The sequence below is a fragment of the Pseudomonas sp. DL genome (assembly GCF_047199225.1).
Classification (GTDB): Bacteria; Pseudomonadota; Gammaproteobacteria; order Pseudomonadales; family Pseudomonadaceae; genus Pseudomonas; species Pseudomonas aeruginosa.
On sequence record NZ_CP178323.1, the window covers coordinates 3,487,826 to 3,512,011 of the forward strand.

The 24,186-nt window shown below is 68.1% G+C and carries 22 protein-coding genes; 14 read left to right on the forward strand and 8 right to left on the reverse strand.

The features are described from left to right. The first annotated feature begins 111 nt into the window (after positions 1 to 111). From ACI766_RS16130 to ACI766_RS16195, 14 genes are all read left to right on the forward strand, one after another. Entirely contained in the window at positions 112 to 1,512 is a 1,401-nt protein-coding gene (locus ACI766_RS16130; protein WP_023104282.1) for an NAD(P)/FAD-dependent oxidoreductase, read from the forward strand. A gap of 12 nt (positions 1,513 to 1,524) precedes the next feature. After that, entirely contained in the window at positions 1,525 to 1,872 is a 348-nt protein-coding gene (locus tag ACI766_RS16135; protein ID WP_023104281.1) for a cupin domain-containing protein, read from the forward strand. A 44-nt stretch (positions 1,873 to 1,916) separates the two neighbouring features. After that, complete coding sequence (locus ACI766_RS16140) at positions 1,917 to 3,149, forward strand: aromatic amino acid transport family protein (RefSeq protein ID WP_014603023.1); 1,233 nt, start codon at positions 1,917 to 1,919, stop codon at positions 3,147 to 3,149. A gap of 63 nt (positions 3,150 to 3,212) precedes the next feature. Further along, positions 3,213 to 4,760, forward strand: coding sequence for a PucR family transcriptional regulator (locus ACI766_RS16145; RefSeq protein WP_023114310.1), 1,548 nt, complete (start codon positions 3,213 to 3,215; stop codon positions 4,758 to 4,760). A 568-nt stretch (positions 4,761 to 5,328) separates the two neighbouring features. Beyond that, positions 5,329 to 6,555 (forward strand): DUF2599 domain-containing protein, encoded by a 1,227-nt coding sequence (locus tag ACI766_RS16150; RefSeq protein ID WP_003112111.1) that lies wholly within the window; start codon positions 5,329 to 5,331, stop codon positions 6,553 to 6,555. A 106-nt stretch (positions 6,556 to 6,661) separates the two neighbouring features. After that, positions 6,662 to 7,342 (forward strand): hypothetical protein, encoded by a 681-nt coding sequence (locus tag ACI766_RS16155; RefSeq protein WP_009315577.1) that lies wholly within the window; start codon positions 6,662 to 6,664, stop codon positions 7,340 to 7,342. 91 nt (positions 7,343 to 7,433) lie between these two features. After that, positions 7,434 to 7,940, forward strand: coding sequence for a sigma-70 family RNA polymerase sigma factor (locus ACI766_RS16160; RefSeq protein ID WP_003088185.1), 507 nt, complete (start codon positions 7,434 to 7,436; stop codon positions 7,938 to 7,940). Further along, a complete protein-coding gene (locus ACI766_RS16165; RefSeq protein ID WP_019726115.1) occupies positions 7,937 to 8,887 on the forward strand; it encodes a FecR domain-containing protein in 951 nt (316 codons plus the stop codon). The genes ACI766_RS16160 and ACI766_RS16165 overlap by 4 nt, the downstream gene beginning before the upstream one ends. A gap of 208 nt (positions 8,888 to 9,095) precedes the next feature. Then, the gene (locus tag ACI766_RS16170) at positions 9,096 to 11,510 is read left to right on the forward strand and encodes a TonB-dependent receptor (RefSeq protein ID WP_003144451.1); all 2,415 of its coding nucleotides are present in this window, start codon (positions 9,096 to 9,098) and stop codon (positions 11,508 to 11,510) included. Between the two features lie 40 nt (positions 11,511 to 11,550). Further along, on the forward strand, positions 11,551 to 12,702 hold the full coding sequence (locus ACI766_RS16175) for a PepSY-associated TM helix domain-containing protein (RefSeq protein ID WP_003088170.1): 1,152 nt from the start codon (positions 11,551 to 11,553) through the stop codon (positions 12,700 to 12,702). Beyond that, positions 12,699 to 12,887, forward strand: coding sequence for a hypothetical protein (locus ACI766_RS16180; RefSeq protein WP_003088166.1), 189 nt, complete (start codon positions 12,699 to 12,701; stop codon positions 12,885 to 12,887). Before ACI766_RS16175 ends, ACI766_RS16180 begins: the two co-directional genes overlap by 4 nt. A 1-nt stretch (position 12,888) precedes the next feature. Then, entirely contained in the window at positions 12,889 to 14,100 is a 1,212-nt protein-coding gene (locus tag ACI766_RS16185) for an MFS transporter (protein WP_023128953.1), read from the forward strand. Further along, positions 14,097 to 15,737 (forward strand): dienelactone hydrolase, encoded by a 1,641-nt coding sequence (locus tag ACI766_RS16190; RefSeq protein ID WP_076938964.1) that lies wholly within the window; start codon positions 14,097 to 14,099, stop codon positions 15,735 to 15,737. The genes ACI766_RS16185 and ACI766_RS16190 overlap by 4 nt, the downstream gene beginning before the upstream one ends. Positions 15,738 to 15,778: 41 nt before the next feature. Then, positions 15,779 to 16,315 carry an HIT family protein gene (locus ACI766_RS16195; RefSeq protein ID WP_014603028.1) on the forward strand — a complete coding sequence of 179 codons (537 nt, stop codon included), beginning with the start codon at positions 15,779 to 15,781 and terminating at the stop codon, positions 16,313 to 16,315. 232 nt (positions 16,316 to 16,547) lie between these two features. Here ACI766_RS16195 and phzG read toward each other — a convergent pair whose 3' ends face one another. The 8 genes from phzG to qscR all read right to left on the reverse strand — a co-directional run bounded on the left by phzG (position 16,548) and on the right by qscR (position 24,016). Further along, positions 16,548 to 17,192: a phenazine biosynthesis FMN-dependent oxidase PhzG gene (phzG, locus tag ACI766_RS16200; protein ID WP_003112073.1), complete on the reverse strand. Its 645-nt coding sequence runs from the start codon at positions 17,190 to 17,192 to the stop codon at positions 16,548 to 16,550. 25 nt (positions 17,193 to 17,217) lie between these two features. Further along, the gene (phzF, locus tag ACI766_RS16205; protein ID WP_003093628.1) at positions 17,218 to 18,054 is read right to left on the reverse strand and encodes a phenazine biosynthesis protein PhzF; all 837 of its coding nucleotides are present in this window, start codon (positions 18,052 to 18,054) and stop codon (positions 17,218 to 17,220) included. Positions 18,055 to 18,067: 13 nt separating this feature from the next. Next, complete coding sequence (phzE, locus tag ACI766_RS16210; protein WP_003117653.1) at positions 18,068 to 19,951, reverse strand: phenazine biosynthesis protein PhzE; 1,884 nt, start codon at positions 19,949 to 19,951, stop codon at positions 18,068 to 18,070. Next, positions 19,948 to 20,571 carry a phenazine biosynthesis protein PhzD gene (phzD, locus tag ACI766_RS16215; RefSeq protein WP_003093625.1) on the reverse strand — a complete coding sequence of 208 codons (624 nt, stop codon included), beginning with the start codon at positions 20,569 to 20,571 and terminating at the stop codon, positions 19,948 to 19,950. Before phzD ends, phzE begins: the two co-directional genes overlap by 4 nt. Beyond that, complete coding sequence (gene phzC / locus ACI766_RS16220; protein ID WP_003093621.1) at positions 20,568 to 21,785, reverse strand: phenazine biosynthesis protein PhzC; 1,218 nt, start codon at positions 21,783 to 21,785, stop codon at positions 20,568 to 20,570. The genes phzD and phzC overlap by 4 nt, the downstream gene beginning before the upstream one ends. A 23-nt stretch (positions 21,786 to 21,808) precedes the next feature. Further along, complete coding sequence (phzB, locus tag ACI766_RS16225) at positions 21,809 to 22,297, reverse strand: phenazine biosynthesis protein PhzB (protein WP_003115119.1); 489 nt, start codon at positions 22,295 to 22,297, stop codon at positions 21,809 to 21,811. 35 nt (positions 22,298 to 22,332) lie between these two features. Beyond that, positions 22,333 to 22,821, reverse strand: a complete 489-nt coding sequence (phzA, locus tag ACI766_RS16230; protein ID WP_003450170.1) for a phenazine biosynthesis protein PhzA — start codon at positions 22,819 to 22,821, stop codon at positions 22,333 to 22,335. Positions 22,822 to 23,302: 481 nt separating this feature from the next. Further along, entirely contained in the window at positions 23,303 to 24,016 is a 714-nt protein-coding gene (qscR, locus tag ACI766_RS16235) for a quorum-sensing transcriptional repressor QscR (RefSeq protein WP_023104278.1), read from the reverse strand. Between the last annotated feature and the right edge of the window lie 170 nt (positions 24,017 to 24,186).

Below are 24,186 nucleotides of genomic sequence, written 5' to 3' on the forward strand. Positions count from 1 at the left end.
GACTCATACGATCGTACGAGAGCACCTTCTCGATTCCTAGTTGCGTCCAATTGTCGCGGACGGCGCCGCTCGCCACCCTTGCTCCAGATTCAGCGACCCCGGACCCGCGCCATGAAACTCACGCTCACCCCTCCCCTGACCCCCAGCCACTGGATGCGCTCGACCGACCTGGCCGACGCCGCCTGCGCCCCCCTCGTCGGCACCCACTCGGCGGACGTGGCGATAGTCGGCGGCGGTTTCGTCGGGCTCTGGACCGCCATCACCCTCAAGCAACTGGAGCCGGACGCACGGGTCCTGCTACTGGAGCAGGACGTCTGCGGCGGCGGCGCTTCCGGCAGGAACGGTGGTTTCGTGATGTCCTGGTGGCCGAAGATCGGCACCTTGCTGGGCTTCTGCAACGAGGCGCAGGCGCGCTTCCTTGGCGAAAGCGCGGAGCGGGCGATCCAGGAACTCGGGGAGTTCTGCGCGCGGCATGACATCGATGCGCACTTCCAGCAGAAGGGCTGGCTGTGGACCGCCACCACGGCGCGCCACCTCGACGCCTGGAACGATACCCTCGCCGCCTGCGAACGGCTCGGCGTCAGTCCCTTCGAACGCCTCGACGCCAGCGAAGTGGCACGCCGGACCGGTTCGCCGGTGCATCTCGCCGGGGTCTTCGAGCGCAGCAATGCCACCGTGCAACCAGCCTTGCTGGTGCAAGGCATGCGCCGCGTGGCGCTGGCCCTCGGCGTGGAAATCCACGAGCGTTGTGGCGTCAGCCAGATCGTTCCCGGCCAGCCGGCACAGCTGCTGAGCGCCGGGGCCCGGGTTCAGGCCAAGGCGGTGGTTCTCGCGACCAACGCCTGGTCGGCCGCCCTGCCCAGGCTCTCCAGGCTGATCGTGCCGGTGAACAGTTCCATCGCGGTTACCGAGGCGATACCGCAACGGCTGGAGCGAATCGGCTGGACCGGCGGGGAAGCCATCACCGATTCCCAACTGATGGTGGACTACTACCGCACCACCCGCGACGGGCGCATCGCCTTCGGCAAGGGCACCGGCGCCATCAGCTACGGTTCGCGCATCGACCGGGTATTCGACGTCGACCGGGAGAGCCTGGCCCTGACCGAGGCCGACTTCCGCCGCACCTATCCCTCGCTAGGCGACATCCCGCTGGTCGACGGCTGGTCCGGCCCCATCGACCGTACCTACGACAGCCTGCCGGTCTTCGGCCGCCTGCACGAGAACATCCACTACGGCATCGGCTGGAGCGGCAACGGCGTGGGACCGAGCCGCCTGGGCGGGCGGATCCTCGCCAGCCTCGCCCTCGGCCGCGACGACCCGTGGAGCCGTTGTCCGCTGGTAGAACGCCGCTGCCGGAGCTTCCCCCCCGAGCCGCTGCGCTACCTGGGTGGCTCCCTGGTGCGCAACGCCGTCCTGCGCAAGGAACGCGCGGAACTCGCCGGTACCGCGCCCTCGGCCACCGACCGCTTTCTCGCGCGCTTCGCCCCCGCCGGCCTTGAAGACAAATCCTGAGGAGCCCATGGCATGAACCCTTCGCTCATCCGTCTCGACGACGAAAGTCCTTTCACCTCGCCCACGCCCGTCGGCCAGCCCCTGGGCGAACCGGTAGCCCTGACCCGTACCGCGGCCCACCGCCCGCTCGCCGACGGCAACGGCGTGACCGGCATCTGGGAATGCACCCCGGGGCGCTTCCGCCGACAGGTCGAGCAGGCCGAGTACAGCTACATCGTCAGCGGTGAAGGTCGCTTCACCCCGGACGAAGGCCAGGCCGTGGAGTTTCGCGCCGGCGACGCGCTCTATTTCGCCGCTACCACCCAGGGCACCTGGGACATCCGCCAGACCGTGCGCAAGACCTACCTGATCTTCGACTGACCCCGAAGAACCGAACTCCACCGCCCTGACAGAGGAAACAAGAAATGGGTATGCGAGAAGCGAACGACAACGCATCGGGCCTCAAGGCCCATCCCCTGGGCTCGCTCGAGACGATCGCGATCATCATCGGCACCAACATCGGCGCCGGCGTGCTGAGCATGGCCTACGCCGCCCGCAAGGTCGGCTACGTGCCGTTGCTGGTATGCCTGGCCCTGACCTGCCTCTTCTGCATCGTCACCATGCTCTACGTGACCGAAGCCTGCCTGAGAACCCGCGGCAACAACCAGCTCAGCGGCCTCTCCCGGCGTTACCTGGGCCCGCTCGGCGGCTGGCTGATCTTCATCGCGGTGGCGGCCAACAGCTACGGGGCCCTGGTCGCCTACATGACCGGCAGCGGCAACATCATGCTCGAGTTCTTCGGCCAGTACGGCCTCACGCGCGAGGTCGGCAGCCTGATCTTCTTCGTCCCCTCGGCGCTGGTGCTCTACCTGGGCCTGAAGGCGCTCGGCGTGGGCGAGAAGCTGATCAGCGCCGGCATGGTGGCCATCGTCTGCATCCTCATCGGCGCTACCCTGATGCACGACGACGCCCGTCTCGCCCACCTTTGGCAGAGCCAGTGGCAATACGTGGTTCCAGTGTTCAACCTGGCGGTCTTCGTGTTCGGCGCGCAGTTCCTGGTTCCGGAGCTGGTGCGCGGCAACCTGGCAACCCCCGCGCGCGTGCCGCGCCTGATCGTGGTCGGCATGCTGCTGACCTTCCTGCTGGTGGCGGCCATTCCTGCCTCGGTCATCGCCCTGGTCGGCCCCGACAACCTCAGCGAGGTGGCGACCTTGAGCTGGGGACGCTCCCTCGGCCAATGGGCCTACTACGTGGCGAACACCTTCGCCTTGCTGGCGATGCTGACCTCCTACTGGGGACTCGGCGGGTGCCTGTTCACCAATATCTTCGACCACTTCCGCCTGGGCAGCGAAAACAACCGGCGCAAACGCCTGGCGGTGCTCGCCGCGGTCTCGGTCCCGCCGTTCCTGCTGGCCTATGCGGGGCTCGGCGGCTTCGTGAACGCGCTGTACTTCGCCGGTACCTTCGGCGGCGTACTGATGGGCATCATCCCCATCCTCCTGCTCAACGCGGCGCGGCGCCACGGCGACCAACTGCCGGCATTCAGCTGCGGCTGGTATGCCCATCCGCTGATACAGGGGCTGATCGTCCTGGTGTTCGCCTCCAGCGGGGTCTACGCGATCGCCTCGGCACTGGGAATGCTGCCCGCCAGTTGGTGACAGGGCGCGCTGCCTGCGCCCGGGGCGATTACACTGAAGGCCCATGCCTGGAGTTTCCTGGACATGCCGCAGAGCATCCGCCACCTGATCGCCCTCCCCGAACTCCGTTCGCGCCTGCTGAGCGGAGCCGGCGGCCTCGACCGCCCGGTTCGCTGGGCGCATGTCTGCGAACTCGACGACCCCACCGAATGGCTCGGCGAGGGTGACCTGCTGATGACCACCGGGCTGGGCATACCGAGCGAGGCCGAGCGGCAACGGCGTTACGTCCGAAGACTGGCCGAGGCCGGCCTGGCAGGCATGATGATCGGCGAGAACATGGAAGCCCCGAGCGACCTCGATGCCCTGCGCGAGACGGCCGAGGCCCTGGGCTTCCCGTTGATTCTCACCCACTACGGCGTCCCTTTCGCCGCCGTGACCCGGGCCATCGTCGATGCGGGACAGAAAGACGAATACGAGCGCCGCAACGCCCTGGCCCGGATATACGAAAGCGCCCGGTTGAGCATGCAGGGACTGGGCCTGCCGGCGCTGCTGCAACGCCTCGGCAAGGACGTGCGAAGCAGCCTCTACCTCATCGTTCCCGACACCCTGGCGGCCTGGCAGCCAGGCCTGCCAGGGCTGCCCGCGGAGTTGGCCGACGCGCTGCGCAACCGCCGTCGCGAGCAGGCGGAGCCGCAGCCGATGGTCCTTCGCCATCCGCTCGCGGAAGGCGAAGCGCTCAGCATCGGCATTCCTTCCGACCGGAACTGCCTGCTGATAGCCCTGGGCGAGCGGCTGCCGGACTACAGTCTCCTGCACCACCTGACGGCAGTGCTCGGCATAGAGATCGAACGGCTGCGCGTCGAAAGCGAACGCCACCTGCGCCTGGGTTCGGAATTGCTCGACGACCTGCTGCAACGACGGCTATACCGGGAACAAGCCGAGGAGCGGCTGGAGGAACTGCTGCCCGGGCTCGATCTCGACGATGCAGTCGTTTCCGTGGCAAGTTCCGAGGGGCTCGCGACCGACCCTATCGGTCTTTTCCGGGGCCACGACTCACGCCTGCTGGTTCGCGCGCAAGGCCAGGAAATCATTCTGCTGCACCAGGCCGGCCTCGCCTCGACACTGCAGGAAGCCCTGGACAGCTCGCTGGGCGTGAGCGCTCCGCTCCGTCGTGCCGAACGTTGCGCCGAGGCCTTGCGCGAAGCGCGCCTGGCCCTGGCCCACAGCCATTCCCGGCGGCCGTTGTGTCGCTACGCGGAACTGGACGACGAGGCGCCCTGGCTACCCAGAAGCCTCGCCGAGGCTGAGCGGGCGTTCCGCCTGGTCCTCGGCGCCCTCCACGACTATGACGCGGCCAATGGCTCTGCACTGCTATACACGCTGCAGGTCTTTCTCGAGGAAAACAGGTCCTGGTTGAACGCCGCGCAGCGGCTACACATACACAAGCAGAGCCTGGTCTACCGGATACGCCGCATCGAGGAAATCAGCGGTCGCTCGCTGGACAGCACCGCCGATGTGGCGACCCTCTGGTTCGCCTTGCAGGCAACCCGGCTGTCGCCGGAAGCGAGGGGCAGGACGGCGAAGGGCAGCCTCCTGGAGCAGTCCGCGCACCATGGCGGCGACATGGACTGACGGCGGAGCCCCGATACCTGGCGCTTGCAGGGCGACGCCGCCGCCAACAGGCGCGGCCAGGAACAGTTGCCTGGCAGCGGCGTGGCCTGTGGATGCCGGACCACGGTGCATCGCAGCGAGCGCCGTTGCGAATGCATTAATCCCCCTTGCTAGCTAGCCACCCCGCCGCTGGAGCGGCGCGGCCCGCGCTTCTAGGCTCGAACGGTAAGACGGAAGCCCATCGGCGCGGCGCAAAGGAGGCCTGCGATGCGTAACGGAATCGACGCTGTATCCGCCCCGCTACCCACCCTGTTCGTATCTCCGCCGGCGGTCTTCACCGCCTCCCTCGAGCGACTTCCCCCACGCGCTCGGCAGGCCCCCGCCGCCCAGCGCCCGCCGGGGTCGCCCGGCATTCCCGGCAGCGCCCGGTTGCAGACTGGGGCCACCACGTCCCACTGACGTCCCAACGCCGACGGCCATGCCGTCGCAAGCGCTTCATCCCCCGCGATCCGCCCGTCGCGCTCGTCCCCATCGGGACCAACCGGGCCGCCCCCGGCCCGCTCCTTCGAACCTGCGTGGAGTCCATCCCATGAACGGAAGCAGATCCACCTTTCTCTACCTTCTCGCCGCCGCCGGCCTGGCGCTGACACCCGCGGCCCAGGCCGACCGGGGCAACGACGTGGTCGCCCGGCTCAACCAGTTGTACAACGACACCCGCCAGGATTGCGGCGGACCGTCGAAGCCGGCATTCCTCTGTTCCGGCGTGCTGTTCCGCGCCACCTGGCCTTCGACCGACTACATGTTCTACAGCATCAGTCCGAAGAGCCAGAAAAGCGGCGGCGTCTCCGCCTCCTACCTGCGCAAGGACGCCAAGTACCGCAAGCTCGCCTATGGCCTGAAGAGTGGCTTCATCTTCGACACCATCTTCGGTAATCCGAAGGACCACCAAGACTATGCGGTGCTCTGTTCCTTCCCCATCGACGCCGCCACCGACGACCGCGCCCAGCAGGGTTGCACCGATTCGCGGCGCACGCCGAACAGCGTCGAGAAGTCCTGCCAGGACATCAACGTCAGCACCGCCGAGCAGTGGGCGGCGAACTACCGGCAGAACCGCGGCGACCATTCGCGGCAGTGCTCCTTCGACGTCCGCGACGAGCGCAATACCGCCGCCGGCCCGGCCTTCTACCAGAGCATCCGGGCGATGGCGCAGATCGCCGACGAATCCTTCACCACCCAGAACGAACTGCGCCTGGCCAAGTGGGAGGAAAACCCGCCGAAGTCGCCGTCGATCCTCGCCGCGTTCTACACCGAGGACGCCGGCCTGGAGGGCGCTCGGCTCAACCAGATCCAGTGGTATCAGTCGGTCCAGGCATTCCTCCCGATCATCAACATGCGACTGCCGCAGACCCGCCAGCAGGACGCGCAGTTCGCCTACGACGGGCGTAAGCAGGCGATCTACCCGACCAGCGAGAAGAATGCCTGCGAGCGCTATGTGGAAAGCGCCACCTGGGTGGAGCGCGACGATCCGGGCTTCAGGAAGAAGATCATGACCCTGGAAGTGGTACCGACCGATTGCGGGCGCAAGATCCAGGACAACCAGACCAACAATTTCTTCAACGAGCTGGTGGTCGACCACTACCTGGACAGCGAATGGAAGGACAACCCGGACAACCGCGACAGCAATATCGGCAGCATGCGCCGACAACTGGTCTGCCACTTCAACGTCGCCCGCAACAAGCCCGAGTGGAACCTGGAACCCTCGCGGCCGTACACCTCCAACGAGGACTCCATCGCCAAGGGCTGCAATAACACCTGAGGCCGCTCCGCGGGGGCGCTAAGGCGTCCCCTGCGAACAGCGATATGGCCTTTTGATATCACACGCTCTACCATGCCGTCTTTCCAAGCCGCCAGGGAACGAACGCATGGCTTTCGATGCCGCCCGCTATGTCCACCGCTACTACGCCAGCCTGGCGCCCGCCCCGGGCAACGAATACCCGCGCCTGAGGGCCTGGGAGTACCTCTGGGAGTATGTCTGGGACCCCAGTCGCAGCTGGGACGACCTGACCGCCCCCGAACAGCTCGACACCACCGCCCTGCACCTGGGTTTCTACCTGGCCAACTGGGGCATGTTCCGTGGCTCCTCGGGACTGCTGCAGAACAGCAACCTGGACCTGATGAAAGCGCTGGCCCGGCAGCTCTTCAGCGGTGCCGGAGCGGAACTCTTCGAGCTGTCCCTGGTGGATTTCGCCGGCAACGGCGCGCGCCTGGCGCACAACCGCAAGCTGCTGGAAACGGTACTCGGGTCGATGGACGCCCTCAGCAGCCGGGTGAGCTGGACCGACACCCTGAAGAGCAAGATCCTGCTCGGCGTCTGGGGCGAGTTTCCCGCCCTCGACCGCCACTACGTGGCCGCCTGTCGCGCGCTGTATCCACGCCGGGGCCTGACGAGCGTCAACGGCGGGACCCTCACCGCGCTGCACCGCCTGATCGGCGAAGAAAGGCTGTCGTTCCCGCGCCTGGAGACCGCCCGCAAGGGGCTCCTCTACCCCACCGGGCGCCTGGCCGACATGGCTTTCTTCCAGTACGGCCTGGAAAACGCCTGAGGCGCTGCGCCGCCGATCCGGGGGACTTGTAGGCATGCCCTCGCTGTAAGTAGTATGAGACTCATTCTCAATTACAACAGCGACCCCCTCCATGCCGCCGGCCGACGCCTCCCTGCACGACGCTGTGAGCCATCTCTACCAGGACCACCATGGCTGGCTGCAAGGCTGGTTGCGGCGACGCCTGGGCTGCGCGGAAAACGCCGCCGACCTGGCCCAGGACACCTTCGCCCGCCTGCTCGCCTCGCGCCGGGTACTGGATGCGCGCGAACCGCGCGCCTACCTGACCACCGTCGCCAAGGGGCTGATGATCAACTGGTTCCAGCGCCAGTCGCTGGAGCGCGCCTACCTCGATGCCCTGGCCAACCTCCCGGAAGACCTCGCGCCGCCGCCGGAACAGCGGTTGATGGTGCTGGAAACCCTGCATGAAGTAGACGCCCTGCTCGGCAGCCTGCCGGACAGGGTCCGCCAGGCGTTTCTCCTGGCGCAGATCGAAGGCCTGAAGTACGAAGCCATCGCCGAGCGCCTGGGCGTGTCCCTGGGTTCGGTCAAGCGCTACATGCAGCAGGCCTTCCGCCAGTGCCTGGAGCTGATGGAATGAACGCCGCGGACGAAGGCCGGATTCCCTCGCCGATCCTCGACGAGGCCGCCGAGTGGCTGGTGCGCCTGCAGGACAGCGGCTGCACCGACGACACGCGCCAGGCCTGCGCCCAGTGGCGGCAGCGCAGCCCGCAGCACGCCCATGCCTGGGAGCGCGCCGAGCGCCTGCTGCAATGCCTCGGCCGACTGCCGCCGGCGCTGGCCCTGCCGACCCTCGGCCGCGAGCGCGGGCTGGACCGGCGGCGCGCGATCAAGCACCTCGCCCTAGTCCTCGGCGGCGCCTCGCTGGGGCTCGCCACCTGGCAGGCCGAACCGTTGCGCGACTGGCTGGCCGACCAGCGCACCGGCGTCGGCGAACAGCGCCGCCTGACCCTGCCCGACGGCAGCCTGCTGACCCTGAACACCGACAGCGCCGTGGACCTGGCCTTCGACGCCAGCCAGCGGCTGGTACGCCTGCTGCGCGGCGAGATCTTCGTCGATAGCCGCGCCGACCCGCGTCCGTTCCGCGTCGCCACCGCCGAAGCGCGGCTGCATGCCGGTGCCGCCCGCTTCAACGTACGCCAGGAGATGGCCGCGACCCGGGTCGCGGTACTCGCCGGGCGGGTCGAACTGAGCCCGCTCCACGGACGCGGGCGCTGGCTGGAAAGCGGCGAGTCGATGCGCCTGGGCGCCGACGGCGAAGCGCGCCGGCTGGCCTTCGACGGCCTGCCGGACGCCTGGACCCGCGGCATGCTGATGGCCGACCGGATGCCGCTGGCCGAGGTGCTCGCCGAACTCGCCCGCTACCGTCGCGGCGTACTGCGCTGCGACCCGCAACTGGCCAGGCTGGCGGTGTCGGGCGCCTATCCGCTGCTGGACCTGCGGCGCACGCTGGGCATGCTGCAGGCCACCTATCCGCTGAAGGTGCGCGGGGTGACCGACTACTGGATCAGCCTGGTGCCGGCGTGACGGCGCGGCCGCCATCCCCGTGGCAACCGCCCCCTCGCGTCCACCCCGGCAGGCCGTCCGCGGTTGCGCCGGAACAGACGTTGCCATCGACATACCGTGCTCCGCAGAAAAATAACCGCCTCGACCTGAGACCTTTTTCCTTCTCGGCTGGCAAGTAGAGGAATCCGCCCCGACCCAAGGTCCGCAGAGACCACGAGGAACCCTGTACATGCCCGTACGCACGCTTCGCCCCCGTTCGCTGTCCCTGGCCATCCACGCCGCCGCCATGACCCTCGCCCTCGCCGGCGCGGCCCCCGCCCTGCTTGCCGCCGAGGCGCCCGCCGCCAGCTCGGCGCGCAGCTATGACATCGCCCCCGGCCCGCTCGGCCGTACCCTGTCGGCCTTCGCCAGCGACAACGGGGTATCCCTGGCGTTCGACCCGGCGCTCACCGAGGGTCGCCGCAGCGCCGCCCTGCGCGGCCGCTACGCGCCGGTCGAGGCGCTGCACCGCCTGCTGCTGGGCAGCGGCCTGGAGTTGCAGCAGCGCAGCGATGGCAGCTACACCCTGGTGCCGGCAGCCACCGATGGCGCGCTGGAACTGCAATCCTCGCTGATCACCGCCCAGGCCGCCGGTGCCGAGACCCTGCCCGCCGAGTACGCCGGCGGCCAGGTGGCCCGTGGCGCGCGCCTGGGCATGCTGGGCAACGCCGACGTGATGGATGCGCCATTCAGCATCACCAGCTACACCGCCAGGACCATCGAGCAGCAGCAGGCGCGCAGCGTCGCCGACCTGCTACAGGCCAACGATCCGTCGGTGCGGGTCGTCGGCGGGCGCGGCGACCTGGTGGACAGCTACACGATTCGCGGCTTCAGCGTGCAGAACGCCGACGTCGCCTTCAACGGCCTCTATGGCCTGCTGCCGTTCTGGCGGGTACCGATCGAATTCGCCGAGCGCGTGGAAGTGCTCAAGGGACCGAACGCCCTGCTCGGCGGGATTTCCCCCGGCGGCAGCGTCGGCGGCACCATCAACCTGGTGCCCAAGCGCGCCGACGACCAGCCGCTGACCCGCGTCAGCGTCGACTGGACCCAGCGCGGCCAGCTCGGCACTCACCTCGACATCGGCCGGCGCTTCGGCGAGAACAACGCCTTCGGCGTGCGCTTCAACGGCGTCTACCGCAACGGCGATACCGCCGTCGACCATCAGAGCCGCGAGTTTCCCATGCTCTCCCTGGGCCTGGACTTCCGTGGCGAGCGCCTGCGCCTGTCCAGCGACCTGCTGTACCAGAAGGAAAGCCTGGAAGGCGTGGTGCGCCCGCTGCTGACCGGCCCGGGAACCACCCACATCCCCCACGCCCCGGACTCGAAGACACGCTTCGGCCTGCGCGATTCCTACCTGGACCAGGAGGATTACTCCATGGTCAACCGCGGCGAGTACGACCTCGCCGACAACCTGACGGCGTTCGCCAGCATCGGCGGCCGCCAGAGCAACTACGAAACCATCGCCGCCAACAGCATCCTCGTCGGCAACCAGGGCGATATCGTCAACAGCCTGGCACGCCAGCGCGGCGACCGCCGCACCTATTCCGCCGAGGTCGGCCTGCGCGGCAACTTCGACACCGGCCCGCTCCGCCACGACTGGACGCTCAGCGCCAACCGCCTGCACGAACGGCTGGGCATGGTCTATGCCTTCACCGGGATGCAGCCGGGCAACCTCTACCAGACCTCGCCGCATACGCCGCTGCCGGACTTCTCCAGCCTCGACGGGAGCATTCCGAAGACCAATGAAACCGACCTCGGCGGCGTGGCGCTGGCCGACAGGCTGTCGTTCCTCGAGGATCGCGTGCAGGTCACCCTGGGCGTGCGCCGCCAGCAGATCGAGTCGCGCAACTACGACCAGACCAGCGGCGCGCGCACCAGCCACGACAAGCGGCACGTGTGGACGCCGATGGCCAGCGTGCTGGTCAAGCCGCTGCAGGACCTGTCGCTGTACGCCAACTACATCCAGGGCCTCAGCCAGGGCGAGGCGGCGCCGATGACCGCGGCCAACGCCGGCCAGGTGCTGGCACCGTACAAGGCCGAGCAATACGAGATCGGCGCCAAGTACGACCTGGGCGGCTTCACCACCACCCTGGCGCTGTTCGAGATCAGGAAACCGAACGCCTATACCGACGCCAGCAACGTCTTCCGCGCCGACGGCGAGCAACGCAACCGCGGCGTGGAGCTGAGCCTCTATGGCGAACCGCTGGACGGCGTGCGGGTGATGGCCGGCGCCACCTACATCAAGCCCGAGCAGAACAAGACCGGCGACCCTGCCAGCGAAGGCAAGGACGCGCCCGGCGTGGCCCGCCGCCAGGCCAACCTGGGGGTCAGCTGGGACACCCCGTTCGTCGACGGACTGACCCTCGACAGCCGCTGGATCTACACCGGCTCGGCCTATGTGGACAGCGCCAACGCCCTCGCCGTGCCGCACTGGAACCGCGTCGACCTCGGCGCCGCCTACGCCTTCCAGGTCGCCGGCAAGCCGCTGGTGGCGCGCGCCAACCTGGAGAACGCACTGGGCAAGGACTACTGGACCGCAGCCAACGGCTACCTGTCGATCAGCTCGCCGCGCACCCTTTCCCTTTCCCTCACGGCGGACTTCTGAGTCCGCCCCACCATAACCAGAAACCGCCGATGACCAGCCAATGACCGCGAAAACCCTGCGCACCTGGTACCTGGTGCACAAATGGACCAGCCTGATCTCCACGATCTTCCTGCTGATGCTTTGCCTCACCGGGTTGCCGCTGATCTTCCACGAGGAGATCGAGCACTACTTCGAGCCGCATCCGCAGCTCGAGCCGCTCACCGCCGAGTCGCCGCGCATCGACTACGACGACGTGATCGCCCGCGCCCTGGCCGCCCGGCCGGGCGAAGTGGTGCGCTTCCTGGTATTCGAAAAGGACGACCCGCTGGGCCTGGTGATCAGCGCGCCGAGCCTGGTACCGCCGCCGGAGAACGGCCACATGCAGCCGTTCGACGCGCGCACCGGGGAATTCTTCGACGCGCTGCCGCCGCCGGGCGGCTTCATGTACCTGATGCTGAAGCTGCACACCGACCTGTTCCTCGGCCTGCCCGGCTACCTGTTCCTCGGCCTGATGGGCCTGCTGCTGGTGGCCTCGCTGGTGTCCGGGGTGGTGGTATACACGCCGTTCATGCGCAAGCTGGACTTCGCCACGGTACGCGCCGAACGCAGCCGTCGCCTGAAGTGGCTGGACCTGCACAACCTGCTGGGCATCGTCACCCTGTCCTGGGTACTGGTGGTCGGCGTGACCGGAGTGATCAACACCCTGGCCCTGCCGATCCTGATGCTCTGGCAAGGCGGGCAGTTGGCGGAAATGACCGCGCCCTACAAGGACGCGCCGCCGCTACAGCGCCTCGGCTCGCTCGACGCGGCCCTGGCCACGGCACGCCGGGCGGCGCCGGACATGGAGGTCAGCTTCGTCGGCTTCCCCGGCACCCAGTTCAGCAGCCAGCATCACTATGCGGTGTTCATGCGCGGCAACACGCCGCTCACCGAGCGCCTGCTGAAGCCGGCACTGATCGACGCGCAGAGCGGCGAACTCACCGACATGCGCGAGATGCCGCTGTACGTGAAGACGCTCCTGCTGTCGCAGCCGCTGCACTTCGGCGACTACGGCGGCATGCCGCTGAAGATCGTCTGGGCGCTGCTCGACCTCGTCAGCATCGTCATCCTCGCCAGCGGTCTCTACCTCTGGCTCGGCCGACGCAAGACGCCATTGGAGAAGCGCCTGGCGGAACTGCCGGACGGCAGCCTGGCGACGGAGGGCAAGGCATGAGGCGCGGTCTCTGGATGATCTTCCGCTGGCCCCTGCTACTGGCCCTGCTCGGCCTCTTCGGGCTGCTCTCGGCGCTGCTCGGCGACGGCCTCTACGACCTGCTCTCCTGGCTCGCCCTGGGCACTCCGCTGGTGCTGGTCGGCTGGGTCTGGCTGCGCCTGCCGCGAACCCGAAGGAACCCCTGAGATGACCACCCCGCCGCCCTCCGCCAACACCCTGGACCTGCGTCCGCTGATGTTCGAGACCTTCGTCTGCACCCTCGCGGTGATGTCCTTCGTCGCCCTGGTCGGCCCGCTCGCCCGCAAGCTCGGCCTGGCGCCCTGGCAGGCCGGCGCCGCGGTGACCGTCGGCGGCATCGCCTGGATGCTCGCGGCGCGGCCCTGGGGCATCGCCAGCGACCGGCATGGGCGACGGCGGATACTGCTCGGCGGGCTGGCCGGCTTCGCCCTCTCCTACGGCTCGCTCTGCCTGTTCATCGTGCTCGCCCTGCACTGGACGTTGCCGACCCTGCTCGCCTTCGCCGGTATCGTTCTCCTGCGCGGCCTCGCCGGCGGTTTCTACGCCGCGGTGCCGGCCTGCACGGCGGCACTGGTGGCCGATCACGTCGAGGCGCAACGACGCGCCGCGGCGCTGGCCGGACTCGGCGCGGCCAGCGCGATAGGCATGGTGATCGGGCCGGGGCTGGCCGGACTCCTGGCGACTCACGGGCTGGTCCTGCCGTTGCTGGTCACCGGCGCGCTGCCCCTGGTCGCCCTGCTGGCGCTCTGGCGCTGGCTGCCGCGCGAGGAGCGTCGCCAGCCGAACCGCGGCGCCGCCCTGGCGATCGGCGACCGCCGCCTGCGGCGGCCGCTGGCGGTGGGCTTCGTGGCGATGTTCAGCGTCACCGTGGCGCAGATCACCGTGGGCTTCTTCGCCCTCGACCGGCTGCGCCTGGATTCCGCCGACGCCGCGCGGGTGGCCGGCATCGCCCTGACCGCAGTGGGCGTCGCGCTGATCCTGGCCCAGCTCCTGGTGCGCCGCCTGGACTGGCCACCGCCGCGACTGATCCGGGTCGGCGGGCTGGTCGCCGCCATCGGCTTCGCCGCCGTGTGCTTCGCCGACTCGCCGCCGCTGCTCTGGCTGGCCTTCTTCGTCGCCGCGGCGGGCATGGGTTGGGTATTCCCGGCAGTCTCGGCGCTCAACGCCAATGCCGTGCGCGCCGAGGAACAGGGTGCCGCCGCCGGCACCCTGGTGGCCGTACATGGCTTCGGCCTGATCAGCGGGCCGCTGCTCGGCACGCTGCTCCACCAATTGGACAGCCGCGCCCCCTACGCGCTGGTCGGTCTGCTGCTGGCGCTGGCGGCGTTCTGGCCGAGCCAACCGACGCGCCCCGTGGAAACGAGGAGCGAAGCACCATGACCGCTGTCGACCTGCTGCTGGTCGCGACCCTGCTGGCGGCCCTGCTCGCCTGGTGGATACCCGCCCTGCCCGGCCACCGTGGCCTGCTGGCGCTCGCCTCGACGCTGGCGCTCGGCGCCGGCCTGTACGCTGCATGGGACGACCGCTGGCAAGCCGGCGTCGGCGCCTTCGCCGGTTTCTCCCTGCTGCTCGGCGCCTGCCTGCGCCGGAAGCCCGAGCGCGGCCTGCCGTTCCGGACCGGTTCGCTGTACGGCCTGCTGGTGCTGCTGGCAATCGCCGCGCTGTACCTGTTCCCGGTCGCGCCGCTGCCGGCGCCGAGCGGCCCCTATGCGGTCGGCGTGCGCGATTTCGAACTGGATGACCCCAGCCGGCCCGGCCTGCTCGGCACCCCGGCCGGGCAGCCGCGGCGCCTGCTGGTACGCGCCTGGTACCCGGCACGCCCGATCGCCGGCGCCGCGCCGCGTCACTATTTCGATCCAGGCGAGGCGCGCAGCACCGCGCGGGGCTTCGGTGAAATACTCGGCTTTCCGCCGTTGCTCGCCTACCTCAAGCACCTGCGCACCAATTCCTATCCGGACGCCCCGCTGCGCGACGATTCCGCTCGCCTGCCGGTGGTGTTCTACAGCCATGGCTACAGCGCCTTCGCCGGCGGCAACTGGACCCTGATGGAAGAACTGGCCAGCCACGGCTACGCGGTCTACGCCATCCAGCACAGCGGCGACGCGTCGCCGACCCGCCTGCCCGATGGCACGCTGCTGCCCATGGACCCCGGGCTGGTCGAACACCTGCGCCGGGCCGCCCACGACGGCTTGCCGCAGGCCATGCGCCAGGGCTATGTCAGCGACGATCTCGACCAGCGCCTCGACGGCCAGTTGCACACCGCCCTCGACCTGCCCGCCCCGGCCAACCGCGCCGTCAACCTCAGCGCGCCGGTATGGCTGGCCGACCGCCTGTTCGTCCATGACCGCCTGCAGGCCGGCGAGGTCCCGGACAGGGTCGCCGACCTGGTGGCCGCCAGCGACTTCGCGCACACCGGCGAGATGGGCATGTCCTTCGGCGGCTCGGCCACCGGCGCGGTCTGCATGGTCGACCGACGCTGCGCGGCGGCCGTCAACCTCGATGGCGGCGACTTCGACTTCGCGCCCTTCGATAGCGATCTCCCGGCACCGCTGCTGATGCTGCACGCCGACCTTGGCAACTTCTACCGGCTGTTCGGCATCGAACCGCCGGCCCGCCCGAGAAGCTTCAACGACTTTTCCTACGAACGCTTCGAGCACGCCGGCCAGCGCCAGGACATTCATCGCCTGGTACTGCGCGATTCGGCCCATGCCGGGCTTACCGACAATCCGCTGTTCATCCGCCGGCCGCTGCGCGACGGGCTGCTCGGCTCGGCACCGACGGAAGTCCTCATCCAGGCTCCCAACGCCCTGGTGCTGGGTTTCTTCGATCACTACCTGCGCGGCCGCGCCAACGACTTTCCGCAAGCGCAGATGGCGCGCTTCCCCGCCTGGCTGACGCGCTACGACAACTCGGCGGTGCGCGACTGGTGGCTGGCCAAGCCGGAAGCCCAGCGCCTGGCGCTGCGACAACGCATCGACGAAATGAAACGGCGCAAGACCGGGCTGGATCTTCCCTGACGACGGGTTACAGTGGGCGCCCCATCTGCGGAGCGCCGTCCATGCATATCCCGCCCGAGCTGATCATCCACCAGACCCGCCACTGGACGCTGAACCAGCGGATCGACTCGGCCCTGCCCGGCTACTGCATGCTCGGCTCGCGGCAACTGGCGACGGCCTTCCACCAGTTGCCGGAACAGGCCCTCGCCGAATTCGGGCCGCTGCTGGCCAGGGTCGAACGCGAAATGGACACGCTGCTGCGGCCGCGACGCATCTATGTCGGCCGCTACGGCCACATGCCCGGCCTGCCGGTGCATTTCCACCTGATTCCACTGTACGACTGGGTCGAGGAATTGTTCTGGGAGGACACGCGCTACCGGACGCTCCAGCAGTTCGGCGTGCCGACCGCCGACCCCCTTACCGATGGCGCCGAGCTGACCCTGTTCGTCTGGCGCGAATTCTGCGAACGCGCCGATCCACCGGCCGTGCGCGGCATGGATCGGCAACAGGCGATCGGCGGATTGCGCCGGGCATTCGGCTACGGCGTCCAACCCCGAACATCGTCTGGGCCGGACTCCGAGTCCGCGCAGGACGCATGACCGCGTGCGGTTGGGTGGGTTCCGAGGCCGCGTAGGGCGAATAACCGCTTGCGGTTATCCGCCATGAAACGCCGGCGCAGCGGCGGATAACGCCGGTGGCGTCATTCGCCCTACGACCCGGCTCCGAGGCCGCGGTACGCATGACCGCGTGCGGTTGGATGGGCTCCGAGGCCGCGTAGGGCGAATAACCGCTTGCGGTTATCCGCCATGAAACGCCGGCGCAGCGGTGTCGTCACGGTTGCAGGTAGCGGTGCTTCCAGCCTCCTTCGTCGCGGTCGTAGCGCAGGCGCTCGTGCAACCGCTCGGTGCCGTTGCCCCAGAACTCCACCGACTCCAGGCACAGTTCGAACAGGCAGTAGCCCGGTGGGCGCGGCAGCGGGCCGTCGGTTTCCGCCAGGCGCCGTGCTTCGGCGCGCAGGGCGTGGATGTCGGCGAGGGTTTCGCTCTGCCGCGAGGCGATCGACATCGGGTGGGTCTGGTACGGGCGGCTCAGCCACTGGGCGTCGGCGCGCTCGTCGGGCAGGCGTTCGGCGCGGCCGTTGAGGATGATCTGCTGGCTGCTCTCGCGCCAGTACAGCACCCCCGAGGCCCAGGGGTTCTGCGCCAGTTCGCGGCCCTTCTGGCTATCGGCGTGGGTGGCGAACACCACCCCGCGCTCGCCCAGCTCGGCGATCACCACGATCCGCGTCGACGGCCGGCCCTGCCCGTCGACCGTGGCCAGGGCCAGTGCCCGCGGCTCGCGCACGCCATAGCGGCGGGCGCGTTCCAGCCAGTTGCGCAGCACCTCCATGGGGTTCGCCGGCGGCGCCTCGAACTCCGGGAAAGGGGCTTCGATGGTCCCGGTGAGGGACTCGGAAATGTTCGCGTTGACGCCCATCACGGCGTTCCTCCGTTCTGCCCGTTCACAGGTAGGCCCGGCCTTCGGCGAAGGCCGCGCCGTTGCCCGACACTTCCACCGCCGAGACCCGCTCGCCGGCGCCCTCGGCGCGGGCGTACATGCGCGACGGCCGGCCGATCTCGACGCCCTGGAGGATCTCGATCTGCTGCCCGTAGGGGATCTGCCGGTGGCGCGCCAGGTGGATCGCCAGCGGCCCGGCGGCGGAACCGGTGGCGGCGTCCTCGACCACGCCGTAGGCCGGCGAGAACATGCGGCTGCGCCAGTGCCGCCCGGCGCCGGCGAAGCAGTTCACCGCCAGGTCCGGGAAGTCGCACAGCGCGCGGTGGTCGGGGTGCAGCGCGGACAGCGCGGCGACGCTCTCCAGGCCGACGAACACGTGGCGCGGGCCGTTGCGGTAGACCTCGATGGGAAAGGTCGAGCCCTTCAGGCCGAGGGCGGCGAGCAGCTCGGCCGGGCGGCTGAAGTGCTCCCAGGTGGGGATCGGCTGCTGCATGCTGCAGGCCACCACCTTGCCGTCCTGGCGCTCCAGGGCGAAGGGCACGGTGCCCATCCTGGTCTCCAGGAACAGCCTGTCCTTGTCGGTCTCGGCGCCCAGGGCGATGGCGGTGCCCAGCAGCGGGTGGCCGGCGAACGGCAGTTCGTTGACCGGGGTGAAGATGCGGATGCGCGCGTCGCCGTCCTGTTGCGGGCGGAGCACGAAGGTGCTCTCCGACAGGTTCATCTCCCGCGCCATGCGCTGCATGCGCTCGCCGCTGAGGTCGTCGCAGTCGAAGAACACCGCCACCGGGTTGCCTTGCAGCGGTTCGCTGGCGAAGGCGTCTATCACGACATATCTGTGCATGGGCTCTCCTGGCTCAGGGCCGCCGCTCGACCAGCGCGTGACGCAGCAGGTCGGCGATGATGCGCGGACCCTCGCGGGTCAGCACCGATTCGGGGTGGAATTGCATGGAGGCGAAGCGCGGCCCGCGCAGGGCATGGACCTCGCCGGTCTCGCGGTCGCGGCTGATCTCGATCGGGCCGACCTCGGGAATCTCGATGCGGTCCTGCAAGGCGCGCGCGGCGAAGGTGTTGTAGAAGCCGACGCGCTCGGCGGCGCCGAACAGGTCGATCTGTTTCTGCACGCCCTGGTTGGGCTCCTGCCGGCGTTGCAGGTCCAGGCCCAGGCACAGGCTCAGCACCTGGTGGCTCAGGCACACGGCGAGGAACGGCCGGCGCTCGCTGAGCAGCGAACGGATGGCCAGGTGCAGGTGGCCGATCTTCGGCTGGCCGATCTCGGTGGGGTTGCCCGGGCCGGGGCCCATGATCACCAGGTCGTAGCCGTCGAACGAGTACGGCTCCTGGAAGCCGCGCACGGTCACCGTCAGGCCCAGCGACTTGAGCTGCTTGGCGATCATCGAGGTGAAGGTGTCCTCGGCATCGACGATCAGCACCTCGCGTCCGGACAGGTCGGCCTGCAACTGCTGGCGCTCGCTGGCGCCGCGCAGCCAGAAGTCGGCGATCGGCGCGTTGCGGCTGGCCAGCGCCGCCACCACGTGCGGGTGCGAGCCCAGGCGCTGCGGCGCCTGGCTCTTCAGCGCGGCGATCAGCCCGGAAGCCTTGGCCCGGCTTTCCGCCGCCTCGCCCAGGGGATCGGAGTGACGCACGATGGTCGAGCCGACGCCGATGCGCAGGCGGCCGTCGCCCTCGATCTCGGCGGTGCGGATCAGGATCGCCGAGTCCAGCGTGCGCCCGCCCTGGCCATCGCCGCCGATCAGCGCCGCCACCCCGCTGTAGTAGCCGCGACCCTGCGGCTCGTAGCGGCGGATCACCCGGCAGGCGCTTTCCAGCGGGCTGCCGGTGACGGTCGGGGCGAACAGCGTCTCGCGCAGCACCTCGCGCACGTCGCGGCTGGTCTGGCCCTCGATGAAGTACTCGGTGTGCGCCAGGTGCGCCATCTCCTTGAGGTAGGGACCGAGCACCCGGCCGCCGTCCTCGCAGATCCGCGCCATCATCTTCAGCTCCTCGTCCACCACCATGTACAGCTCGTCGGCTTCCTTGCGGTTGTCGAGGAATTCCATGACCTCGGCCAGGTTCGGCCCGGCCGGCGGGTAGCGGTAGGTGCCGCTGATCGGGTTCATCACCGCCAGGCCGTCGCGCACGCTGATGTGTCGCTCGGGCGAGGCGCCGACCAGGGTGCGTTCGCCGGTGTGGACGATGAAGGTCCAGTAGGCGCCCTTCTCGCGCAGCAGCAACTGGCGGAAGAAACTCAGCGCGCTGGCCGTGGCGTAGCCGTCGATGCGCGCCTGGAAGCGCCGCTTGATCACGAAGTTGGCGCCTTCGCCGCGACCGATCTCGTCGGCGATGACCCGCCCGACCACTTCGGCGTAGGCCTCGTCGTCGAGGTCGAAAGCTTCCTCGCTCAGTTCCAGCGCCTGGTTCGGCAGCAGCGCCAGGGCCTGCTCCAGCGGCAGCAGTTCCTGCTCCAGGACCTTCAGCGCCAGCAGCGGCGTGCCGTCATCGAGCGCCTCGAAGCCGCGCTCGGCGATCTGCCGGTAGGGAATCAGCGCCAGCAGGTCATGGCGCGGCAGGCCCGGGCCGGGCTCGTCCAGCGGCAGGTCGGCCAGGCCGTGCAGTTCGAGCGCCTCGCCGCGGATCACGTCGAGCAGGCCCGGGCCATTGCTTTCCGGGCGGTAGAGCAAGGCGAACGGCGCCGGCCGTTCGAGCAGGCGCTGCAACAGCGATGTGGGCAGGGCGTTCATTCCAGCACCTCGTCGGTGGTGACCACCATCGCGCAGCGGCTGGCGGCGTATTCCAGGGCCATGCGGTGGTGCGCCTCGCTGAAGTCGGCGATGGCGTCGGCCACCAGGAACGGCTGGATGTCGTTGGAGTAGGCGTCGACCGTGGAGATCAGCACCCCGACGTGGGCGTATACGCCGCACAGCACCAACTGGTCGCGGCCGGCGGCGCGCATCCGCTGGAGCAGGTCGGAGTGGAAGAAGGCGCTGTAGCGCCACTTGGTCAGCAGCCAGTCGTCCGGCCCCGGCGCCAGCTCCTCGACCACCTCGCGGTCGGCCGGACTGGCGCGCATGCCCGGCCCCCAGAAGTCCTTGAGCAGGCCGCGCTGCTCCTCGGTCATGCTGCCCGGCTGGGCGGTGTAGGCGATCTGCACGCCCTGCTCGACGCACCAGCGGCGCAGCCGCGCGGCGTTGGCCACCAGTCCGGCGCGCAGGCTCTCGGGCAGCGGGCGCAGGAAGTAGCGCTGCATGTCGTGCACCAGCAGCACCGCGCGCCGCGGCTCCAGGCTCCAGCGCGCCAGGTTGGCCGGCAACTGCTGGGCGGTCGGCAAGGGATAGGCGGTGATTTCGGGAATGCCGCTCATGCCACGGTCTCCAGGGGGAAGGTTGCGCTCGGGATCGCTTCTGCGCCGGACCAGGCCATCACCGCGCTGAGTGCCTGCCAGGGGTTCAGCCGCGGATCGCAGAGGCTGGTGTAGTGCCGGCTGACCTGGTGCAGGCCGCTGGAATCGGCGACGCACTCGGTGACGTCGTCCGGGGTGGTCTCCAGGTGCAGCCCGGCGGCCACGCCGCCGGAGCCGGACACCGCCAGGCGGAACGCCGCCACCTCCTCGGCGATGCTGCGCACCAGGCGGGTCTTGTTGCCGCAGGGCGCGACGATGGTGTTGCCGTGCATCGGGTCGCTCAGCCAGATCACCGGGTGCCCGGCCGCGCGCACCGCCTCCACCAGCGGCGGCAGGCGCTCGCCGACCTTCTGCGCGCCCATCCGCGCGATCAGCGTCAGGCGCCCCGGCTCGCGGCGCGGGTCGAGGCGCTCGCAGAGCGCCAGCAACTGGTCGCGGCCGATCTCCGGGCCGACCTTGCAGGCCACCGGGTTGAGCACCTCGGCCAGCAGCGCCACATGGGCGCCGTCGACCTGGCGGGTGCGCTCGCCGATCCACGGCCAGTGGGTCGAACCGAGATAGACCCGGCGCTGCTCGTCCTCGCGCAGCATCGACAGCTCGTAGTCGAGCAGCAGCATCTCGTGGCTGGTCCAGACCGGCGAGGCATTCGCCTCCTGCCCGGACGCGGCGTCCCAGCCCAGGTGGCGCATGATGTTGCGCGCCGCCGCGTAGCCCTTGAGGATCCGCTGCGGATCGGCCCGGCGCTGCTCGGCATGGGCCTCGCGGCCGTTGACCATGTCGCCGCGATAGACCGGCAGGGTCTGCTCGCCGACCTGCTCGTGCGGCTTGGAACGCGGCTTGGCGTACTGCCCGGCGATGCGCCCGACGCGGATCACCGGCCGCCGGCCGGCCAGGCGCAGGGCGCCGGCCAGCAGTTCCAGCACGGCGGCCTTGCGCGCCACGTTCTCGGCATGGTGGTCGTCCATGTCCTCGGCGCAGTCGCCGCACTGCACCACCAGCGCCTCGCCGCGGGCGACCCGCGCCAGGGTCGCGCGCAGGGCCAGGATGTCGCCGGCGCGGATCAGCGCCGGACTGCCGCGCAGGTACGCCTGCACGTCGCGCAGGCGCGACGGATCGCCCCATTCGGGTTGCTGCAGCGCTTCGCAGCGCCGTACGCGTTGCAATAGATCGTCCATAGTTCACCCCTTCCAGGATGGCCTCAGGTGGGAATGCCTTCGCGTTTGATCTGCGGGACCGGAATGCTCAGGGCGCGCAATTGCTGGAAGACGTTCATGAATTCGCGGTTGCGCTTGATCTTGCCGTCGTCCAGCTCGAAGGAATGCAGGAAGTGGTTCTCGTAGTAGCCCTCGGGATACCCGGGGAAGAGGATCTTGCCGTGGCCGTCGCACTCGACCCAGAAGTGGTTGGGATCGTCGGTCTCGAAGACCTTGATGTTGTACCACTCCCAATCCGGGAAGCATTTCAGCGACCACACCGCGTGCTCGGCCAGCTTGTCCTTGCCACGAATGACGATGGGCGAGCCGGTATCGGTGGTCCATAAACCGCCACAGCCGTCCTCGACGAAAAGTTCATGGCGGCGCAGGCGATCCTGGCCTTTGGTGTTCATATACTTGACCACCGTCTCGCGATTCTTCCTGCGCAACTCCACGGCGTCTTCGAAACCTTGGGGAATGGCATTATCGAGCATCGTCATATCTCCTCTTGAATTGGAATAAACATTAATCAGGTGGGAATACCGTCACGTTTTATTTGTGGAACGGCTATTCCCAATGCACGCAATTTCTGCATCGGGTTCATGAACTCGCGATTGCGTTTTATCCGGCCGTTCTCGAGTTCGAAGGAATGGATGTAGTGGTTCTCGCAATAGCCCTCCGGATACCCCGGGACCAGCGCCTTGCCGCGCCCGTCGCACTCGACCCAGAAGTGGTTCGGATCCTCGGTCTCGAAGATCCGCACGTTGTGCCACTCCCAGTCGGGGAAGCAGCGCTCGAGCCACTCGGCGAGCCGCCTGAGGCTCTCATGGCCCCGAAAAACCAGGGGTTCGCCGCTTTCCGTGGTCCAGTTGCCGGCGCAGCCGTCCTCGACGAACAGGCTGTGCCGCTGCAACCGTTCGGCCCCCTTCATGCGCATGTAGTGCTCGACCGTGGCACGGTTGCGCCGACGCAATTCCAGGTTGTCGGTAAACCCTTTCAACCGTTGGTACTCTCGCATGGTGCGAATCTCCGCCAGTTCGAATCGACTGGCATTCATACCGGAAAGAAGACATCGGGATGACAGGCCGGAGAAATTGCCGTGAAGCTTTTTCCGGGCAAAAGTTGCCCGCTTCGGAGCGTCTCCAAAGTTTCAACTAATGCCGAATTGCCATGACCGAATGTTTCGCCTGAAACCCAGTTGTAACCAGATTTGACAGGGGACAAACTTATAAACGCTTTTTTGCAATAGCCATAACCCCTTAAAAATTACAGGTGTGGGGCAACGATTCCGTTCTATTCTTTGGCCGGTTTGCCAAGCGCCCGGAAAGTTGCACTAGCGTGCCGGACAACAGGAGGACGGGCGCAATGGCGAAGGGGGCAGCGGGGAAACGCTGCCGGTGGGAAGGCTGCGCTCAGGCGACCGGCGCAAACGCTATCCGGCCATTCGGTGAATGGCCGGACGCTTGCGCGGCGGCCTCGCTAGGCGACGAGGCGTCGATTCAGTTGAGCAGGCCGATGGCGTAAGCCTTCATGGTGGCCTCCGCCTTGTTGCTGGAGTTGAGCTTGCGCATCGCATTGACGATATGGAACTTCACCGTGCGCTGGTCGATCGACAGGATCAGGCCGATCTCGCCGTAGGTCTTGCCCACCGCGGTCCACTTGAGCATCTCGGTTTCCCTGGCGGTCAGGCGCACATTGCTTTCCGGGACGATGCGCGGCGCCAGCAGGTCGCCGAAGGTAGCCTGCAGCATGCTGGTGATCCAGAGCAGGAAGGATTCCTTCTCCAGGATTTCCGTGGCGGCGATGCTCTCGCTGGAACGCACCAGGGACAGCATGCTGATCAGCCCGTACTTGCCGCGGACAGGGATCGACCAGCCGTGACGGATGCCGTGATGCAGCGCTTCCTCCCAGAAGAAACGGTTCTCCTGGAAGTCTTCGCCATTCCAGATCAGCGGGGTGTATTCCAGGAGACCATGGCGCACGATCGGGTCGATGGATGTGTAGTCTTCGGAGATATATCTGCTTTTCCATTCCCCTGGGTAATTGGACAAGAAATGATATTTAGGTGCGGTCAGCGGGAAAGGCGCCCGCGCACCGAATGAAAAGAATTCGAATCCATAATTACCGCATATCTCGAGAACCAGGGAGAAGAACTCTTCCTCGGTTGTTATTCTTGACAAAACCTCGAGATATCCCTCTCTCTCATCATGCATGCCAGCTTCACCAGTCAACAATCGATCCCGGCAGGATTCGGTTCTTCAGCGTTTTTATTCTTTTTTGTTTCCGTCTTATCCACTCATGACAATTCCCTTTATCAAGCCGGACCTGGAAGTACATATCGCCACCGGCCCTGTGCGGGTGTTCCGGACGAGGTCGAGCCCAT

Coding starts and splice junctions, on each gene's coding strand:
- ACI766_RS16130 (WP_023104282.1), top strand. CDS start 112: ATGAAACTCACGCTCACCCCTCCCCTGACCCCCAGCCACTGGATGCGC.
- ACI766_RS16135 (WP_023104281.1), top strand. CDS start 1,525: ATGAACCCTTCGCTCATCCGTCTCGACGACGAAAGTCCTTTCACCTCG.
- ACI766_RS16140 (WP_014603023.1), top strand. CDS start 1,917: ATGGGTATGCGAGAAGCGAACGACAACGCATCGGGCCTCAAGGCCCAT.
- ACI766_RS16145 (WP_023114310.1), top strand. CDS start 3,213: ATGCCGCAGAGCATCCGCCACCTGATCGCCCTCCCCGAACTCCGTTCG.
- ACI766_RS16150 (WP_003112111.1), top strand. CDS start 5,329: ATGAACGGAAGCAGATCCACCTTTCTCTACCTTCTCGCCGCCGCCGGC.
- ACI766_RS16155 (WP_009315577.1), top strand. CDS start 6,662: ATGGCTTTCGATGCCGCCCGCTATGTCCACCGCTACTACGCCAGCCTG.
- ACI766_RS16160 (WP_003088185.1), top strand. CDS start 7,434: ATGCCGCCGGCCGACGCCTCCCTGCACGACGCTGTGAGCCATCTCTAC.
- ACI766_RS16165 (WP_019726115.1), top strand. CDS start 7,937: ATGAACGCCGCGGACGAAGGCCGGATTCCCTCGCCGATCCTCGACGAG.
- ACI766_RS16170 (WP_003144451.1), top strand. CDS start 9,096: ATGCCCGTACGCACGCTTCGCCCCCGTTCGCTGTCCCTGGCCATCCAC.
- ACI766_RS16175 (WP_003088170.1), top strand. CDS start 11,551: ATGACCGCGAAAACCCTGCGCACCTGGTACCTGGTGCACAAATGGACC.
- ACI766_RS16180 (WP_003088166.1), top strand. CDS start 12,699: ATGAGGCGCGGTCTCTGGATGATCTTCCGCTGGCCCCTGCTACTGGCC.
- ACI766_RS16185 (WP_023128953.1), top strand. CDS start 12,889: ATGACCACCCCGCCGCCCTCCGCCAACACCCTGGACCTGCGTCCGCTG.
- ACI766_RS16190 (WP_076938964.1), top strand. CDS start 14,097: ATGACCGCTGTCGACCTGCTGCTGGTCGCGACCCTGCTGGCGGCCCTG.
- ACI766_RS16195 (WP_014603028.1), top strand. CDS start 15,779: ATGCATATCCCGCCCGAGCTGATCATCCACCAGACCCGCCACTGGACG.
- phzG (WP_003112073.1), bottom strand. CDS start 17,192: ATGGGCGTCAACGCGAACATTTCCGAGTCCCTCACCGGGACCATCGAA.
- phzF (WP_003093628.1), bottom strand. CDS start 18,054: ATGCACAGATATGTCGTGATAGACGCCTTCGCCAGCGAACCGCTGCAA.
- phzE (WP_003117653.1), bottom strand. CDS start 19,951: ATGAACGCCCTGCCCACATCGCTGTTGCAGCGCCTGCTCGAACGGCCG.
- phzD (WP_003093625.1), bottom strand. CDS start 20,571: ATGAGCGGCATTCCCGAAATCACCGCCTATCCCTTGCCGACCGCCCAG.
- phzC (WP_003093621.1), bottom strand. CDS start 21,785: ATGGACGATCTATTGCAACGCGTACGGCGCTGCGAAGCGCTGCAGCAA.
- phzB (WP_003115119.1), bottom strand. CDS start 22,297: ATGCTCGATAATGCCATTCCCCAAGGTTTCGAAGACGCCGTGGAGTTG.
- phzA (WP_003450170.1), bottom strand. CDS start 22,821: ATGCGAGAGTACCAACGGTTGAAAGGGTTTACCGACAACCTGGAATTG.
- qscR (WP_023104278.1), bottom strand. CDS start 24,016: ATGCATGATGAGAGAGAGGGATATCTCGAGGTTTTGTCAAGAATAACA.